The 17988-nt window shown below is 36.8% G+C and carries 20 protein-coding genes; 17 read left to right on the top strand and 3 right to left on the bottom strand.

The window, feature by feature from the left end:
• Window positions 1–60: 60 nt before the first annotated feature.
• From QRY57_RS21240 to QRY57_RS21185, 12 genes are all read left to right on the top strand, one after another.
• Window positions 61–459, top strand: coding sequence for a cytidine deaminase (locus tag QRY57_RS21240; RefSeq protein WP_286016032.1), 399 nt, complete (start codon window positions 61–63; stop codon window positions 457–459).
• Window positions 452–1357: a GTPase Era gene (era, locus tag QRY57_RS21235; protein ID WP_090687520.1), complete on the top strand. Its 906-nt coding sequence runs from the start codon at window positions 452–454 to the stop codon at window positions 1355–1357. The genes QRY57_RS21240 and era overlap by 8 nt, the downstream gene beginning before the upstream one ends.
• Before the next feature lie 110 nt (window positions 1358–1467).
• On the top strand, window positions 1468–1611 hold the full coding sequence (locus QRY57_RS21230) for a YqzL family protein (protein ID WP_000883924.1): 144 nt from the start codon (window positions 1468–1470) through the stop codon (window positions 1609–1611).
• 33 nt (window positions 1612–1644) lie between these two features.
• Window positions 1645–2391: a DNA repair protein RecO gene (recO, locus tag QRY57_RS21225; RefSeq protein WP_026589894.1), complete on the top strand. Its 747-nt coding sequence runs from the start codon at window positions 1645–1647 to the stop codon at window positions 2389–2391.
• Window positions 2392–2498: 107 nt separating this feature from the next.
• The gene (gene ccpN / locus QRY57_RS21220; protein ID WP_026589895.1) at window positions 2499–3131 is read left to right on the top strand and encodes a transcriptional regulator CcpN; all 633 of its coding nucleotides are present in this window, start codon (window positions 2499–2501) and stop codon (window positions 3129–3131) included.
• 29 nt (window positions 3132–3160) lie between these two features.
• Window positions 3161–3973, top strand: a complete 813-nt coding sequence (locus QRY57_RS21215) for a pyruvate, water dikinase regulatory protein (RefSeq protein WP_026589896.1) — start codon at window positions 3161–3163, stop codon at window positions 3971–3973.
• Between the two features lie 369 nt (window positions 3974–4342).
• A complete protein-coding gene (locus QRY57_RS21210) occupies window positions 4343–4801 on the top strand; it encodes a YaiI/YqxD family protein (RefSeq protein ID WP_026589897.1) in 459 nt (152 codons plus the stop codon).
• Window positions 4802–4839: 38 nt separating this feature from the next.
• A complete protein-coding gene (dnaG, locus tag QRY57_RS21205; RefSeq protein ID WP_286016031.1) occupies window positions 4840–6636 on the top strand; it encodes a DNA primase in 1797 nt (598 codons plus the stop codon).
• 59 nt (window positions 6637–6695) lie between these two features.
• Window positions 6696–7823: an RNA polymerase sigma factor RpoD gene (rpoD, locus tag QRY57_RS21200; protein WP_026589899.1), complete on the top strand. Its 1128-nt coding sequence runs from the start codon at window positions 6696–6698 to the stop codon at window positions 7821–7823.
• A gap of 385 nt (window positions 7824–8208) precedes the next feature.
• Complete coding sequence (gene cccA / locus QRY57_RS21195; RefSeq protein WP_026589900.1) at window positions 8209–8568, top strand: cytochrome c550; 360 nt, start codon at window positions 8209–8211, stop codon at window positions 8566–8568.
• A 167-nt stretch (window positions 8569–8735) separates the two neighbouring features.
• A complete protein-coding gene (locus QRY57_RS21190) occupies window positions 8736–9443 on the top strand; it encodes a tRNA (adenine(22)-N(1))-methyltransferase (protein ID WP_090687516.1) in 708 nt (235 codons plus the stop codon).
• Entirely contained in the window at window positions 9440–10561 is a 1122-nt protein-coding gene (locus QRY57_RS21185) for a Nif3-like dinuclear metal center hexameric protein (RefSeq protein WP_026589902.1), read from the top strand. Before QRY57_RS21190 ends, QRY57_RS21185 begins: the two co-directional genes overlap by 4 nt.
• Window positions 10562–10607: 46 nt before the next feature.
• Here QRY57_RS21185 and QRY57_RS21180 read toward each other — a convergent pair whose 3' ends face one another.
• Together QRY57_RS21180 and vrrA are read right to left on the bottom strand one after the other, a co-directional pair.
• A complete protein-coding gene (locus QRY57_RS21180) occupies window positions 10608–11555 on the bottom strand; it encodes a 4-hydroxy-3-methylbut-2-enyl diphosphate reductase (protein WP_026589903.1) in 948 nt (315 codons plus the stop codon).
• 91 nt (window positions 11556–11646) lie between these two features.
• Window positions 11647–12279 (bottom strand): VrrA/YqfQ family protein, encoded by a 633-nt coding sequence (vrrA, locus tag QRY57_RS21175; RefSeq protein ID WP_026589904.1) that lies wholly within the window; start codon window positions 12277–12279, stop codon window positions 11647–11649.
• Between the two features lie 181 nt (window positions 12280–12460).
• Between vrrA and QRY57_RS21170 the strand changes: the two genes are divergently transcribed.
• Together QRY57_RS21170 and QRY57_RS21165 are read left to right on the top strand one after the other, a co-directional pair.
• Entirely contained in the window at window positions 12461–13771 is a 1311-nt protein-coding gene (locus tag QRY57_RS21170; protein WP_026589905.1) for a DEAD/DEAH box helicase, read from the top strand.
• A gap of 155 nt (window positions 13772–13926) precedes the next feature.
• Window positions 13927–14823, top strand: coding sequence for a deoxyribonuclease IV (locus QRY57_RS21165; protein WP_026589906.1), 897 nt, complete (start codon window positions 13927–13929; stop codon window positions 14821–14823).
• A 19-nt stretch (window positions 14824–14842) separates the two neighbouring features.
• Here the strand turns inward: QRY57_RS21165 and QRY57_RS21160 are convergent, their stop codons facing one another.
• Window positions 14843–15097, bottom strand: coding sequence for a DUF2624 domain-containing protein (locus tag QRY57_RS21160; RefSeq protein ID WP_208018167.1), 255 nt, complete (start codon window positions 15095–15097; stop codon window positions 14843–14845).
• A gap of 149 nt (window positions 15098–15246) precedes the next feature.
• On the opposite strand from QRY57_RS21160, the gene QRY57_RS21155 reads away from it, so the two are divergent.
• The 3 genes from QRY57_RS21155 to QRY57_RS21145 all read left to right on the top strand — a co-directional run bounded on the left by QRY57_RS21155 (window position 15247) and on the right by QRY57_RS21145 (window position 17987).
• Window positions 15247–16125: a YitT family protein gene (locus QRY57_RS21155; protein WP_026589908.1), complete on the top strand. Its 879-nt coding sequence runs from the start codon at window positions 15247–15249 to the stop codon at window positions 16123–16125.
• A 258-nt stretch (window positions 16126–16383) separates the two neighbouring features.
• The gene (locus tag QRY57_RS21150) at window positions 16384–17154 is read left to right on the top strand and encodes a metal ABC transporter ATP-binding protein (protein WP_026589909.1); all 771 of its coding nucleotides are present in this window, start codon (window positions 16384–16386) and stop codon (window positions 17152–17154) included.
• A complete protein-coding gene (locus QRY57_RS21145) occupies window positions 17154–17987 on the top strand; it encodes a metal ABC transporter permease (protein WP_286016030.1) in 834 nt (277 codons plus the stop codon). Before QRY57_RS21150 ends, QRY57_RS21145 begins: the two co-directional genes overlap by 1 nt.
• The last annotated feature ends 1 nt before the right edge of the window (window position 17988 follow it).

Here is a 17988-nt window from a genome sequence, read left to right as displayed (position 1 = left end):
ACCATTAATAAAAGTTTCATTTTATCTTTTCACAATTGAAAGCGGAAAGGATGCGAGAGCATGAACAGCAAAGAATTAATTCAAGAAGCAATCGAAGCGCGTAAACAGGCGTACGTACCATATTCTAAGTTTCAAGTAGGTGCGGCATTATTAACGGAGGACGGAAAGGTATACCGAGGATGTAATGTTGAAAACGCATCATATGGATTATGTAATTGTGCAGAAAGAACCGCTTTATTTAAGGCGATTTCTGAAGGAGATAAAGCATTTGTAGCGATAGCGGTCGTAGCAGATACGAACCGTCCGGTACCTCCATGTGGAGCATGCCGTCAAGTTATGATAGAATTATGTAAACAGGATACGAAAGTATACTTATCAAATTTACATGGTGACATTCAGGAGACGACGGTCGGGGAATTGTTACCAGGAGCATTTGTAGCGGAGGATTTACATGAATAGAAAAGGTTATAAATCAGGTTTTGTCTCTATAATCGGAAGACCGAATGTTGGAAAGTCTACATTTTTAAATCGTATTATCGGTCAAAAAATTGCGATTATGAGTGATAAACCACAAACAACTCGTAATAAAATTCAAGGTGTATACACAGAAAATGATTCACAAGTCATCTTTATTGATACGCCAGGAATACATAAGCCGAAGCATAAACTAGGCGACTTTATGGTGAAAATGGCACAAACGACATTAAAAGAGGTTGACATTGTGCTGTTTATGGTCAACGCAGCTGAAGGTTTTGGGCGTGGTGAAGAATTTATTATCGAAAAACTACAAGAAACAAAACAACCAGTATTTCTAGTAATCAATAAAATTGACCAAGTTCATCCAGAGAAATTGCTGGAATTAATTGATCAATATCGTAAGTTACATGATTTTGCAGAAATTGTACCGATTTCTGCGTTAGAAGGTAATAATGTTGAATCGTTAATTGGAGCGATTAAGAAGTATTTACCAGAAGGACCGCAATACTATCCGGACAACCAAGTAACAGATCATCCGGAGAGATTTATTATTGCAGAACTGATTCGCGAAAAGGTGCTTCATTTAACACGTGAGGAAGTGCCGCATTCGGTAGCGGTTGTTATCGATGCGATTCAAAAGCGTGAAGGCGGAGCGGTCTATGTGAACGCGACAATTATTGTAGAGCGCCCTTCACAAAAAGGGATTATTATTGGAAAACAAGGGAAGATGCTGAAAGAAGTTGGGAAGCGGGCTCGTTTTGATATTGAAGCGCTTCTCGGTTCAAAAGTATTCTTAGAAGTATGGGTAAAAGTGCAAAAAGATTGGCGCAATAAAATGTCCCAGCTTCGTGATCTTGGTTTCCGTGAAGATGAGTATTAATAAAAATTAGGAAAAATTTTTCTCACATGAAAATGGACAAAATGGGTCATTTTAATAACAACAAAAGAAATTGGTTTATATGCTACTCTTACTGAGAAAGGTGGATTCTTATGCTAGATTTTACCTGGAAGTTTTTCTCCAAGACAGGAAGCATTGAAACGTATTTGCTTTTGAAGGAAATGGAAAAAGACGTAAACGATGAGATGGATCAACATGAAGAGGAGCTAGCACATCTAGATTCTCCAATTTCTTGACCCGTTTTGTTCAAACCTTGGATGGTGACGAACATGTTTCAAAAAGTTGAGGGAATTGTCATCCGGACAACAGATTACGGAGAAACGAATAAAATTGTTACGATATTCTCCCGTGAACTTGGAAAGGTAAGTGCAATGGCAAGAGGGGCGAAAAAACCGAAAAGTAGGTTAGCATCTATTTCGCAACTTATGACACATGGTCACTTTCTGATTCAAATGGGGTCTGGACTTGGGACTTTGCAGCAAGGTGAAATAATTTCATCGATGAAAGAAATTCGTGAGGATATATTTTTAACTGCATATGCATCATTTATCGTTGAATTGACTGATAAAGCAACTGAAGATAAGAAACATAATCCGTACTTATTTGAAATGTTATATCAAACGTTGCACTATATGTGTGAGGGTGTTGATTCCGAAGTATTGTCGTTAATTTATCAAACGAAAATGCTCCCTGTACTCGGGATGCATCCATATTTTGATACATGTGCCATTTGTCACCAAGAAACAGATTTTGTCGCCTTCTCTGTCCGAGAAGGCGGTTTTCTGTGCTCGCGTCATGCTGAGCAGGATCCGTACCGTATTCCAGTGGGAGAGGCCGTTCATAAATTGTTACGTCTCTTTTATCATTTTGATTTAGCTCGCCTTGGCAATGTATCTGTCAAAGATGGAACGAAGCGACAAATGCGTACAGTATTAAATACATATTATGATGAATATTGTGGAATCTATTTGAAATCAAGACGTTTTCTGGAACAACTTGATAAATTTCGGATATAACGAGGACCATATGTAGGTCCTTTTTACATACTTTCTTTTTCGAAAAGCATATTTAGTATATAATATTTAAGAGATAGTATAACTTTTTTCGTTTTGCATTGAAGGTGGTGATTATCATAGAACTGAATAAACGGCAAGAACATATCATTCAGATTGTAAAAGATCACGGTCCTATTACAGGGGAATCAATTGCGGCGCAATTAAATTTAACACGTGCAACGTTAAGACCTGATTTAGCGATTTTAACGATGGCAGGTTATTTAGAAGCACGTCCGCGTGTGGGGTATTTTTATACAGGGAAAACTGGGGGACAGTTATTATCAGAAGCAGTTAAGAAAGTTAAGGTGCAAGATTATCAATCTAGGCCGGTAGTTGTTGATAAAAATATTTCCGTATACGACGCGATTTGCACTATGTTTTTAGAAGACGTAGGTACTTTGTTTATTGTAGAGCAAGCAACGCTTCTAGTTGGGGTAGTTTCTCGTAAAGATTTATTACGTGCAAGCTTAGGAAAGCAGGATTTAACATCACTTCCGGTTAATATTATCATGACTAGGATGCCAAATATCGCAATGTGTCGTAGGGAGGACTCTCTATATGATGTTGCGATGGAATTAATAGAAAGACAGATTGATGCGATGCCAGTTGTAAAAGACACAAAACAAGGATTAGAAGTTGTTGGTAGAATTACAAAAACAAATATTACGCGAGCGTTTGTAAATTTAGTAAACAATGATTAAATGTAATTTGTTTAAAGTGAGGTAATGTAATGGATAATAAAATCGTATATGTCGTATCTGATTCTGTTGGAGAGACGGCTGATTTAGTTGTTCGAGCTGCAATGGGACAGTTTCCATTCGCTCCTGATATTAGACGTGTACCCTATGTGGAAGATGTGGGGACATTAAAAGAAGTAATTTCAATTGCAAAGAGTAACCAAGCGCTGATTTGTTTTACGTTAGTAAAACCTGACATGCGTCAATATTTGTTAACAGAAGCGGCAAAAGAGGGAGTAGAGGCCTATGATATTATTGGCCCTCTTATTGATCAAATTGAAGAAATTACAGGACAAGTTCCAAGGTATGAACCAGGTGTTGTCCGCAGATTAGATGAAGAATATTTTAAAAAGATTGAAGCAATCGAGTTTGCTGTTAAATATGATGATGGTAGAGATGCACGCGGGATTTTAAAGGCTGATATCGTTTTAATTGGGGTGTCTCGTACATCAAAAACACCACTTTCACAGTATTTAGCTCATAATAAACGATTGAAGGTTGCGAATGTGCCTCTTGTACCAGAAGTAGATCCGCCTGAAGAATTATATCAAGTTGCAAAAGAAAAATGTTTTGGTTTGAAAATTACGCCGGATAAGTTAAATCATATTCGAAAAGAGCGATTAAAATCACTTGGGTTAAGTGATGGAGCAACATACGCGAATATCAATCGTATTAAAGAAGAAATTGATCACTTTGAGAAAGTAGTAAGTAGAATAAACTGTCAAGTAATTGATGTATCTAATAAGGCGATTGAGGAAACGGCGAATATTATTGTGAATGCAGTGCAAAACCAAAGAATGTTTTAGCACATTTACCAAAGGTGAATGTGCTTTTTTCGCTCAAAATAAAGGGCATGCATTCTTAGTATTTTTTATTTCACGCTAGAATGATTGAACCTATATTCTTTTCTTCTGTATTCATGTTAGATAGGAAAATTTATTGCCTATCAATAGAATAATAAAATTTTAAAGGATATGTAGCGAAGTTAGAGAAAATATATTATAATAAAAAATTGTGATAAAAACGTACATTTTACGTTTAGACTTTAATTTTTCAGAATAAACTAGGGATAGGATTTACGGAAAAGGTATATATTTACGTAAAATCGACAAAAATCTGAACAAGAAAACGCACATTATGGAAGGATTCACAGAAGGGATGTAGAATACAGAAATATGCAAAACATCAGTAAGATATTAGTTGATGCAGATGCATGTCCCGTGAAGGATGAAATTGTGCGAGTGGGAACAAAATTTCATGTCGAAATTTTGTTTGTCGCATCCTACGCCCATCGTTCGAGAAAACAGCAAGGGAATTGGATCTATGTAGATTCTGAGCAAGATGAGGTGGATTTTTATATTTATAAACATGCCAAAGCTTCGGATCTCGTGATCACACAGGATATGGGACTTGCTGGTCTTCTTGTCAAAAAAGGAGTATATGTATTATCTCCACGGGGTACATTTGTGACAGATGAGCAAATGGATACAATTTTATATAGTAGGTATGTATCTGCGAAGCTACGCAGACAAGGGACTTATACAAAAGGTCCAAAATCATTTACAAAGCGTGATCGACAGTACTTTCTAACAAATTTAGAAAAAATATTGTCGAATTATAAAGGAATCTTTTAATTTGTATCGAATACAAAATACGACACGGAGATGGAGTTATGGGGAACAGAATTCCCGAAGAAGTTGTTGAACAGATTCGGACATCATCCGATATCGTAGAAGTGATTGGTGAGTATGTTCAGCTGAGAAAGCAGGGGCGCAATTATTTTGGACTTTGTCCATTTCATGGTGAGAATTCTCCCTCGTTTTCAGTTTCATCCGACAAGCAAATTTTCCATTGTTTCGGATGTGGAGAGGGTGGAAATGTTTTTTCTTTTCTTATGAAAATGGAAGGACTTTCTTTTATAGAAGCTGTGCAAAAGCTTGGAGAAAGAAATGGCGTTGCGGTTGCAGAGTATACATCAGGGCAAGGGCAACAAGAAAATATATCTGATGACACTGCCATCATGCTACAAGCACATGAACTTCTGAAAAAGTATTATCATCATTTATTGGTAAATACAGAAGAGGGGAATGAAGCTCTTTCGTATTTATTAAAACGTGGTATTACAAAAGAGATGATTGAGAAGTTTGAAATTGGTTATGCATCACCAGCTTGGGATGATGCAGCGAAAATATTGCAAAAAAGAGGTTTTTCGCTGTCTCTTATGGAACAAGCAGGTCTTCTTGTAAGAAGTGAGAGGGATGGCAGTCATCATGATCGTTTTCGTGGAAGGGTCATGTTTCCAATTCACACACTGCAAGGGAAAGTTGCAGCGTTTAGTGGAAGGGCGTTAGGAGATGATACTCCGAAATATTTAAACAGCCCAGAAACACCTATTTTTTACAAAAGTAAGTTGCTGTATAACTTCCATCAAGCAAGGCCGTTTATCAGAAAAAGAGGGCAAGTTGTTCTATTTGAAGGATATGCTGACGTATTAGCTGCTGTAAAAAGCGGGGTTGAAGAATCAGTTGCAACGATGGGAACAGCTTTAACAGAAGAACAAGCGAAACTTCTGCGGCGTAATGTTGAAACTGTTGTTCTTTGCTATGATGGTGATAAAGCAGGAAGAGAAGCGACAATGAAAGCAGGCCAATTGTTATTACAAGTTGGTTGTCAAATAAAGGTTACTTCATTGCCAGATAAGCTTGATCCTGATGAATATGTGCAACAATATGGAACAGCGGCGTTTGAAAATCTTGTAAAGGCTAGTATAAGTTTTGTTGGATTCAAAATAAATTACTTGCGTTTAGGGAAAAATTTGCAAGATGAGTCTGGTAAAGAAGAATATGTGAAAAGTGTTTTAAAAGAGTTAGCATTATTGCAAGATGCAATGCAAGCGGAGTCATATTTAAAATCATTATCACAAGAATTTGCTTACTCAATGGAAACACTTTTAGGCCAATTGCACCAATATCGCAAAGAACAAAAGATACAGCAAAAACAAACGAAGCAAATTTCTAAGCTGACTCAAATTGTTCAGGCGAAACCGAAATTTTCAGGTTTTGAAAGGGCAGAAAGAGAGCTCATTTACCATATGCTACAAAGTGCAGAAGTTGCTTTCCGCATTGAACCTCATATAGAAGATTTTCATACAGAAGAACATAAAGGGATTTTATATGAACTATACGCATATTATGAAAAGGGAAATGAACCTTCAGTCGGAAATTTCTTAAGCTGGCTCTCTGATGAAAAGTTGAAAAATATTATCACTAACATTTCAACGGATGAATTTATTAATCCAGAATACACAGAAGAAGTGTTACAAGGTCATTTAGAGGCGTTAAAACGTCATAAGGAAAAGCTTGAAAAGATGAAAATTATCTTTGAATTAAAGCAAATGGAAAAAACAGATCCTGTAGAGGCTGCTAAATATTATGCAGCATATTTACAAAATCAAAAAGCAAGAAAATAGCTTTTTCGATAAAATTTTAGTATAATGAATGTTTGTATCTCGCGTAAGGAGGGGAACAGATGGCTGACAAACCAGCTCGTTCTAAACAAATTGAAACTGAAATGACCCTTGAGCAAGTGAAAGAACAACTCACTGAGCTCGGAAAAAAACGTGGCGTTCTTACATATGAAGAGATTGCAGAACGCATGAGTGGATTTGAAATTGAATCCGATCAAATGGATGAATATTATGAATATCTAGGTGAACAAGGGATTGACCTAGTTGGTGACAACGACAACGATGAAGGTCCTAATACTCATCAAATCTCAAAGACAGAAGAAGAATTTGACTTAAATGATTTAAGCGTACCACCTGGTGTGAAAATCAATGACCCTGTTCGCATGTATTTAAAAGAAATCGGCCGCGTTGACTTACTATCTGCTGAAGAAGAAATTCGACTTGCAACGCGTATTGAAGAAGGCGATGAAGAAGCGAAGCGCCGTCTTGCAGAAGCGAATTTACGTCTGGTAGTAAGTATTGCAAAGCGATATGTTGGCCGAGGTATGCTTTTCTTAGACTTAATTCAAGAAGGGAATATGGGTCTAATTAAAGCGGTTGAAAAGTTCGATTATCGTAAAGGATTTAAATTTAGTACGTATGCAACTTGGTGGATTCGCCAAGCGATTACACGTGCCATTGCAGACCAAGCGAGAACAATTCGTATTCCAGTTCATATGGTTGAAACAATTAATAAATTAATCCGTGTACAGCGTCAATTGTTACAAGATTTAGGACGTGAACCATCTCCAGAAGAAATTGGTGAAGAAATGGATCTTGCTCCAGAAAAAGTACGCGAAATTTTAAAGATTGCACAGGAGCCGGTTTCTCTTGAAACGCCAATTGGTGAAGAGGATGACTCCCATTTAGGTGACTTCATTGAAGACCAAGAAGCAACATCACCTGCAGATCATGCAGCGTATGAACTGCTAAAAGAACAATTAGAGGATGTGTTAGATACACTAACAGATCGTGAAGAAAATGTTCTACGTCTTCGTTTCGGTTTAGATGATGGACGAACTCGTACGCTTGAAGAAGTTGGAAAAGTGTTCGGTGTAACGAGAGAGCGTATTCGTCAAATTGAAGCAAAAGCGCTTCGTAAATTAAGACATCCAAGCCGTAGCAAACGTCTAAAAGATTTCTTAGAATAGGGTTCTTTCTAAGTTTACTTCACATTTGTGAAGTAAACTTTTTTATTTTGTTAATTTTTGTTAAAATTTAGTTGTTAGTAACGATTACAATTCTTGTAATTTATTTTACAGAATTGTCTTTTGATTTGCAAATGCTCATTTTTCGATTTTTCGATTAATTTCGTTTATTCTATACAAAAATATATGTAGAAAAACAAAAAATATGATGAAAAGCGTTGATATTTATCAAAATAATATGTGATAAAAGGAAGAAAGTAAATAAACTGAATTTATGGAATATTTGTAACAACTGATAGTTTTGTCTTTTCTGATAGAGCGTTTTCAAGTACAATGGAAATAACTGAATCATCTAATTATTAGGGGGCATAGAGGGGGGAGAAGAAATATGAAACGTAATCCGTTGATTCCGTTTGCACTCATTGCTGTACTAGGAATTGTTATTATGTTTGTATTTTCGTTTGAGGGATTGTATAAATCAAAAGAACTAGCTGAAGCGAAAAAAAATGGGGGGAAAACTACACAAGCGGCATCAAAACCAGAGGACATTGTGAAGCAAAATTGTACGAGTTGTCATGGTGATCAGTTGCAAGGTGCTGTGGGGCCGAATTTACAAAAAATTGGCGGGAAACTCTCTAAAGATGAAATTAAAGAAGTGATTTCAAAAGGAAAAGGAAACATGCCACCGAATTTAATTCCGGCAGATCAAGCTTCTAAAGTAGCAGACTGGTTAGCGAAGAAAAAATAAAGTTTAAAAAACAAGCCTTTTGCTTATAGCAAAAGGCTTGTTTTTCTTGTCTTTTCTTTCTAGAATACGATTAGATAAAGGAATTGTTTTATTTCTTTACTTGCAACAACTACTGTAAATTCATTATCATGGAGACAGACTGACAAGAGAAGGAGTAATGGAAATAAATGAATGAAGTGAAGCTTTCCAAAAGATTAGAAGAAGTAGTACGGGAGATTCCAGTAGGATCTACAGTTGCGGATATTGGTTCTGATCATGCGTATTTACCGTGCTATACAATTATAAATAATATTGCTACAAAGGCAGTAGCAGGAGAAGTGGTAGATGGACCGTTCCGTTCTGCGCAAGCTACGGTAGCTGAGAGCGGCTTGCAAGAAAAAGTAGATGTTCGTAAAGGGAATGGTCTAGCTGTTATTACACCAGGAGAAGTCGATGTTATTACAATTGCTGGCATGGGTGGAGCGTTAATTCGTGATATTTTAGAGAGTGGAAAAGAGAAGCTAAGTGGTGTAACTCGCTTGATTTTACAACCTAATATTGCAGCGCATCATATTCGTGAATGGTTTATTGAAAATGGCTGGGAGCTTATTCATGAGAAAATTATAAAAGAAGATGGAAAGATTTATGAGATTTTAGTGGGAGAAAAAGGTGATCCACTCACTCCTTATCATGAAGACAAACAAGCTGAGCTATTTATCGGACCATTTTTGATGAAGGAAAAAAGTGATGCGTTTGTAGAAAAATGGGAAAATGAACTGAAAAACTTTCAAAATATCTTGAAGCAGCTGGAACGTGCGACAGAATCGGAAGATACAAAAGCGAAACGGATTGAAGTAGTCGAGAAAATGAAAATGATAGAGGAGGTTTTATCATGAGTAAAATTCCAAATGGTCATGAAGTGATTTCTTTATTTGAAAGCATGTATCCAAAACATCTAGCAATGGAAGGTGACAAGATAGGCTTACAAATTGGGGCGTTAAATAAGCAGGTCGGGCATGTATTGATTGCACTGGATGTTACAGAAGCGGTTGTAGAAGAAGCGATTCAAATAGGAGCAAATGTAATTATTGCTCATCACCCGCTTATTTTTAATCCATTAAAAGCAATCCATACAGATAAGGCGTATGGGCGGATTATTGAAACTTGCATCAAAAATGATATCGCTGTTTATGCGGCGCATACAAATGTCGATGTCGCAAAAGGTGGGGTGAATGATTTACTTGCAGATGCATTAGGCTTGCAAAATACAGAAGTACTTGTTCCGACATACTCGGAAGAAATGAAAAAAATTGTTGTGTTTGTGCCTGTAACACATGCTGAAGATGTTCGCAAAGCTCTTGGGAATGCTGGAGCTGGATATATCGGTAACTATAGCCATTGTACGTTTAATAGCGAAGGAATAGGTACATTTATACCTCAGGACGGAACAAATCCTTATATAGGCGAAACTGGACAGTTAGAGCGTGTGGAAGAGATAAGGATCGAAACAATTATTCCAGCTTCACTGGAGCGAAAAGTAGTAAAAGCAATGTTAACAACGCATCCATATGAAGAAGTTGCCTACGATGTATACCCGCTTGATAATAAGGGGGAGACATTGGGGCTTGGAAAGATTGGATACTTGCAAGAAGAAATGACATTAGGGCAGTTTGCTGAACATGTGAAATCGGCATTAGATGTAAACGGAGCGCGAGTTGTTGGGAAATTAGACGATAAAGTACGGAAAGTAGCAGTGCTTGGCGGTGATGGGAATAAATATATTACGCAAGCAAAATATAAAGGAGCAGATGTGTATGTGACAGGCGATATGTATTATCATGTTGCACACGATGCGATGATGCTTGGATTAAATATTGTTGACCCAGGACATAATGTGGAAAAAGTGATGAAGCAAGGTGTACAAAAACAATTACAACAAAAGGTAGATGAGAAAAAATTTGCTGTGCAAATTCATGCTTCTCAGTTACATACAGATCCGTTTACTTTTGTATAAGTAAAATAAAAAAATCCGTTGCTAGCTCATTAGCAACGGATTTTTTTTATTGTTTTTTTGCTTTTACACGCGGCAAGATTTTTTGAAGCGGTACATTCCGTTTGCGTTCCCAAGTTGCTGGGTTCATCGGATCGTACTGTTCTAAAAAGGCGATTACTTCTTTTGTAATTGGCGTTGGTGTAGATGCACCTGCGGTAATAGCGACGTTTTCAATACCTTGCAGCCACTCTAATTGAATTTCGCTTACGTCCGCAACGCGGTATGCCCTTGTACCGGCAATTTCCTCGGATACTTGAGCTAAACGGTTTGAGTTATTGCTTTTTGGATCACCAACAACAATCGTTAAATCAGCAACATCAGCTTGCTTAGCAACAGCTTCTTGACGTACTTGTGTTGCTAAGCAAATTTCTTTGTGAAATTCAGCTGTTGGGAATTTTTTCTGAATGTCTTCCATAAGGTGCTGAACGTCCCATTGGCTCATTGTTGTTTGATTTGTAACTAAAATTTTCTCTGTTGGGATTTCCAGTGTCTCTAAATCCGCTGCTTTTTCAATAAGATGAACGATATCAGGTGCGATACCAACCGCGCCTTCTGGTTCTGGATGCCCTTTTTTGCCAATGTAAATCACATGGTATCCTTCCGCTTTTTTTGCTTCAATGAGGTCATGTGTTTTCGTAACATCTGGACATGTTGCATCGATTGTCGTTAATCCTTTTTCTTTTGCACGTTGTTTAACTTCTGGAGAAACACCATGCGCTGTGAAAATAACAGTACCAGAATCGATTTTGTCTAAAATCTCCAATCGACTTGGACCATCTAATGTAATAATGCCATCTTCTTCGAAAGCATCGGTTACATGCTTGTTGTGAACAATCATACCTAAAATATAAATTGGTCTCGGTAATGTTTTATCTAGTGCGGCATTGCGTGCAATGACCATTGCATCAACAACACCGTAGCAATAACCACGAGGGGAAATTTTTACAATCTTCATGTGAGTAATCCTCTCCTTCTAAACAAGAGATCCTTTTTTGTACATAGTCTTTTCCATTATAAAGGAGGAGCGGACAGAAAACAAAGGATTGTTAGACATATAGTTTGGGTTTTGGTGCCGTACGCGGGATATTCTCTTTCATGGGCTCTTTTTCAATAACTGGCTCCAAAACTATTCTTTTCTTTTTTTTCCCTTGTGAAGGTGGTGGAGGTGTAGCGATTACTTCCACTTCTTCCGCCGATTCTTCAGCGGTACCTTTTCCAGAAGTGAGAATTTTTACGATGCTCGGTATACTGCGGACAATGGGACCGTATTGTTGCACGACAGGTCCAACAGATTGAGCGACTTGAGCAACCTTTTCAATATTATTTAACATGCCTGTAGGATTGGAAATTAAATTGGAAAAAAAGCTACCTATACCGCCGCTAGGTGCTACCGGTGCTGAGCCGCGCATTTCATTCGGATCGTTCATTTGAGGCGGCATCATTTGTTGAGGTTGCTGCATATAGGGTTGCTGATGTTGATGCATCATCGGTTGCCCTTCCATTTGTCGATAGGGGGGAGCCATTTGCATAAATGGCTGAGTTGGATCGTGTTTTTTGAATAGTCTAGCGAGAAATCCTTTCTTTTTTTGCATCATAGGCGGTAAATTAGGTATGGGATATGGGCTGTATGGTTGCTGTTGTCCTGCATACATTTGCCCCATAGGGGGTTTCGGATACATAAGAGAAATCCTCCTTTCTTTAGCTAGGTATATACACATACAATATGCAATGAAAAGAAAGAAGGTTAGTTTTTGAAGTAAAAACCTAAACTAAAGATGGATTTTACTATTAGATTTCGATATAATGTAGACTTGACTGATTTGTGCGCGCAGTAGAAATTTTAGAAAGAAGGTGTAACTTATGACACTACAAACATTTACACAATATAATTTTCAACCATTTTTAATAGATGCAGTTCGTGAACTACGCTTTTCGGAGCCGACAGAAATTCAAAAGAAAATTTTTCCTGTTGTGAAAAAAGGTGTGAGTGTAATTGGACAGTCTCAAACGGGTTCTGGAAAAACACACGCATACTTACTTCCAACTTTAAACAGAATTGATGCAAAACGAGAAGAGGTACAATTAGTTATTACAGCACCTACTCGTGAATTAGCACAACAAATTTATCAAGAGATTGTAAAGTTAACAAAGTTTTGTGCAGAAGGTCAAATGATTACAGCGCGTTGTTTAATTGGTGGAACAGACAAACAACGATCCATTGAAAAGCTTAAGAAGCAACCTCATGTTGTTGTTGGAACACCAGGGCGTATTAAAGATTTAGTAGAAGAACAAGCACTATTTGTGCACACGGCTTCTACTATCATTGTCGATGAGGCAGATTTGATGCTTGATATGGGATTCATTCAAGATGTTGATAAAATTGCAGCACGTATGCCTAAAAACTTGCAAATGCTCGTTTTTTCTGCAACGATTCCTCAAAAATTAAAACCGTTTATGAAAAAATACATGGAGAATCCAGAGCACATTCATATTAATCCGAAACAAGTTGCGGCGGGAAATATTGAGCATTATTTAGTTCCTTCTAGACATCGTAATAAGATTGAATTAGTGAACAAAATGTTACTTCAATTTAAGCCGTATTTAGCAATTGTCTTTACAAATACGAAAAAGATGGCAGAAGAAGTTGCGAATGGATTAACGGAGCGTGGATTAAAAGTTGGACGTATTCATGGTGATTTATCTCCGCGTGATCGTAAAAAAATGATGAAACAAATTCGTGATTTAGAATTCCAATATATTGTTGCGACGGATTTAGCAGCACGTGGTATTGATATCGAGGGAATCAGTCATGTAATTAACTACGAACTTCCTTCTGATTTAGATTTCTTCGTTCACCGCGTTGGAAGAACAGCTCGTGCAGGCTATTCAGGTATTGCAGTGACGATTTATGACCCAGCAAATGAAGAAGCATTAGATAGCTTAGAGAAACAACGGAATATCACATTTAACCATGTAGATTTACGTGGAGATGAATGGGTGGACTTAGGCGATCGCCGTCGTCGTCAAAGTCGCAAAAAGCCGAATAATGAATTAGATATTATGGCGACTAAAGTTGTTAAAAAACCGAAAAAGGTTAAGCCGGGATATAAGAAAAAGCTTGCCACTGAACGTGAAAAAGTGAAGAAAAAATATAGCAATAAAAAAAGATAAGGATCCCTTATCTTTTTTTATTGCTATTCGCTCGTAGTAGAAGTGATCTAGGAAAGTTTATTTTATAGTGGTTTCTTGTGCTAGCAAACAATTCACTACATATTTCTACAAATTATGCTATTATTATAGCTATTGTATATTGAAGAGGTGATTAGATGTTAAAGATTGGATCTCATGTTTCTATGAGTGGTAAGAAAATGTTATTAGCAGCAAGTGAAGAGGCTGTTTCATACGGTGCGACAACGTTTATGATTTATACAGGTGCACCGCAAAATACGAGAAGAAAACCAATTGAAGATTTGAATATAGAAGCAGGACGAAGACATATGGAACTGAGTGGTATCGAAGAAATTATTGTCCATGCACCTTATATTATTAATGTCGGTAATACGATAAAACCTGAAACATTCCAATTAGGTGTGGACTTCCTTCGTTTGGAAATTGAAAGAACGGAAGCGCTAGGGGTAGCGAAACAAATTGTACTTCATCCGGGAGCTCATGTTGGTGCGGGTGCTGATGCTGGTATTGCTCAGATTATTAAAGGGTTGAATGAAGTGTTAACACCAGAACAAACAGTGAATATTGCATTAGAAACAATGGCTGGAAAAGGTACAGAATGTGGGCGTAGTTTTGAAGAAATTGCAAAAATTATCGAAGGCGTTAAATATAACGAAAAACTATCTGTATGCTTCGATACATGTCATACACATGATGCAGGTTATGACATTGTTAACGATTTTGACGGCGTACTAAATGAATTTGATAAGATTGTTGGAATTGACCGTTTGCAAGTGTTGCATATTAACGATAGTAAAAATGTACGCGGAGCTGGAAAAGACCGTCATGAAAATATTGGTTTCGGTCATATTGGATATAAAGCGTTGCACTACATTGTGCACCACCCGCAATTAAAGCATGTACCGAAAATTCTTGAAACGCCGTATGTAGGTGAAGATAAGAAAGATAAAAAACCACCATATAAGTTTGAGATTGAAATGTTAAAGAATGGTTCATTTGATGAAAATCTTCTAGAGAAGGTTAAAGAACAGTAAGGAGGGGAATTTTCCCTCCTTATTTTAATAGTTGCTGGAATAACGTATTGATTTGTTGAGCAGTAGATGGAGAAGTTACTTTAGCAATCTTTTTCAAAAGTTCTAGTCTTTCTCCCGTATCATAAATATTGATGTTTTTTCCTTTTATTAAAGGGACAATTTGTTCAGCTTGTTCAGTTGTAATGGAAACTCCATATTCTGTACTATATTTTAATAATTCTTTTGTGGTCATGTGATTTAATTTTTTGTTTACAATGTGCTTGATAAGGTTCATGATGTCGTCCTCCTTCAGTGGTTCTTATACCGAAATATATGTGTAGGATGCTTGTGTATATTCACACTCTAATTGCTTTTTAAAAAGAAAAAGGGGAGTGTGTTATAATAGAAGAATGAAACTGCATATAGAATGTATAAGGAGGGCGTATGGAGAAAAAACAACATCGAAAAGAAAGTGTTATTCATTTATTGTATCGTTTAGTTATGATTGTTTTTGGAGCGGCATGTGCTGCGGTAGCCATTGAATTATTTTTAATACCGAATAAAATTATTGATGGCGGTATTATCGGTATTTCCCTCATACTAGATTACCTTACACCAAACATTTGGTGGTTAAGTTTCTCTACTTTAGTTGTCATCCTCAATTTACCATTCATGTATTCCGGATATAAACAAATTGGGAAAACCTTCATGTTATCTTCTGCTTTTGCGATTGTGGCTTTAGCTTTTATAGAGTCAACATTACATTCTATTAAACCATTTACGACTGAACCCATTTTAGCGACTGTTTTTGGAGGGCTTATTTTAGGGCTTGGTGTAGGGCTTGTTATTAGGCATGGTGGCTCATTAGATGGAACAGAAATTATGGGGATTTTATTAACGAAAAAATTACCGTTTTCTGTCGGTGAATTTGTTATGTTTGTGAATTTATTTGTTTTTGCTTGGGCGGCATTTGTATTTGGTGTTGAACAGGCGATGTATTCCGTTATGACATACTATATTGCATTTAAAACAATTGATACGGTTATTCAAGGGTTGGATGAGACGAAAGCAGTACTGATTGTATCAGATCAGTATGAAGAAGTATCAAATGCCATTTTACACCGCCTTGGTCGTGGGACAACTAAACTTGTTGCTAAGGGTGGTTATACGGATAAAGAAAAAGAAGTAATTTATGCTGTTGTTACACGTCTTGAGGTAACGAAATTAAAATCAATTGTTCATGAAATTGATGAAAATGCCTTTATTACAATTATGAGTACGCAAGAGACGAATGGTGGTAAATTTAAATCTGCTATTCATTAAAAGCGGATGTTCAAAAACGAAAAGAAAAGAGAGCTAATCGGTTTTGAAATATGAAAAAATGTGATAGCTATCTTTGTTTTGGTTTTTAAATAGTCTTAAAAAGCAGAGAGATTTTCTCTGCTTTTTGTTATAATAATAAGGTCGCCCTAAAACATATTCTTTATTTTAGGGCAGATTGGTTTACAACTATAATAAGCTATACTATAATTTAAGTAGGAATAAATCGGAATCATTCTGAATTAAAATAGGTGAGATGCTATGAATAATATATTGGAAATCGAAGGATTGACATTTCGATATGAAGAGCGAAATGTACTAGAAGATATTAATTTGCAAGTTCCGCAGGGAGCTTTTTTAGGTTTGGTTGGGCCGAATGGATCTGGTAAATCGACCTTGTTAAAATGTATATTAGGTGTTTTGAAACCGAAAAAGGGAAGTGTTCGGTTATTCGATGTTGATAGCAAAAAATTTAAAGATTGGAACAAGGTTGGCTATGTATCTCAAAAGGCAAACAGCTTTAATTCTGGTTTTCCAGCGACTGTATTTGAAGTTGTTTCAATGGGACTGGTTTCTAAAAGAGGATTGTTTCGCTTCTTAACAAAAGACGATAAAGCGAAAGTAGCTAAGGCAATCGCAGACGTAGGGATGCGTGAATTTCAAAATCGTAACATCGGAGAGCTTTCCGGTGGACAACAGCAACGTGTATTTATTGCGCGTGCGCTTGTAAGTAACCCAGAATTACTGATTTTGGACGAGCCTACAGTGGGTATTGATGTAAAGAGTGTGGAGAGCTTTTATGAGATACTAGAAGATTTAAATAAAAAACTAGGGATCACACTGATACTCGTTACACATGATATGGGGGCTGTAACAGAGAAAGTGACCCATGTTGCATGTTTAAATCAACATTTACATTTCCATGGCAACGTTGAGAAATTCCGAGAGTTAGAAGATGCAGAAATGTCGATTTTATATGGACATCATGTTCATCGTTTAGAGCATGATCATGAGCATCACGGGAGGATATAATGATACAGGATTTTTTACAATATGATTTTTTACGTAATTCTTTATACGCTGGTATTTTAATAGGGTTGGTTGCTCCATTAATCGGTGTATTTGTTGTAATTCGCCGTATGTCACTGATTGCAGATGCGTTAAGCCATGTGACATTATCGGGAATTGCTGCAAGTTTATTGCTTGAAAAAACCATTTTTACAGGTGGATTTTTAAATCCGTTATATATGGGGATGATTTTTTCGATAGGTGGAGCGCTATTAATCGAAAAGTTACGTACTGTATATAAACATTACCAAGAATTAGCGATTCCGATTATTCTTTCAGCTGGGATGGGAATTGGAGTTATTTTCATTTCGCTTGCTAATGGATTTAATACGGATTTATTTAGTTACTTATTTGGTAGCGTTAGCGCTGTAACAAGCACAGATTTAATTCTTATTGGTATTGTAGCAATCGTAGTTATTACAACGATTATTCTACTATATAAAGAGTTATTTTTATTATCATTTGATGAGGAATATGCCGTATCAACAGGGCTTGGTGCAAAGTGGATCCACTTTGTTTTTATTATTTTAGTTGCGCTTGTTATAGCGATATCGATGCGAGTTGTTGGGGTTCTTCTTGTATCATCTTTAATGACGTTACCAGTTGCCGCAAGTATCCGCATCGCAAAAGGATTTAAACAAGCGATTTTCTTTTCCATTTTATTTGGTGAAATTTCTGTGATCGGTGGACTGTTTACTTCTTATCAGCTTGATTTAGCTCCAGGTGGTACAATTGTTATGCTAGCAGTTCTTATTTTAATCGGTGCAATCTTATGGAAGAAGAAAAAAACTGCATAAA

It is taken from the genome of Bacillus arachidis (genome assembly GCF_030285945.1).
Lineage (GTDB): Bacteria > Bacillota > Bacilli > Bacillales > Bacillaceae_G > Bacillus_A > Bacillus_A arachidis.
Note: the sequence above shows the minus strand (reverse complement) of the source record. Positions and strands in the feature narration are given on the sequence as shown.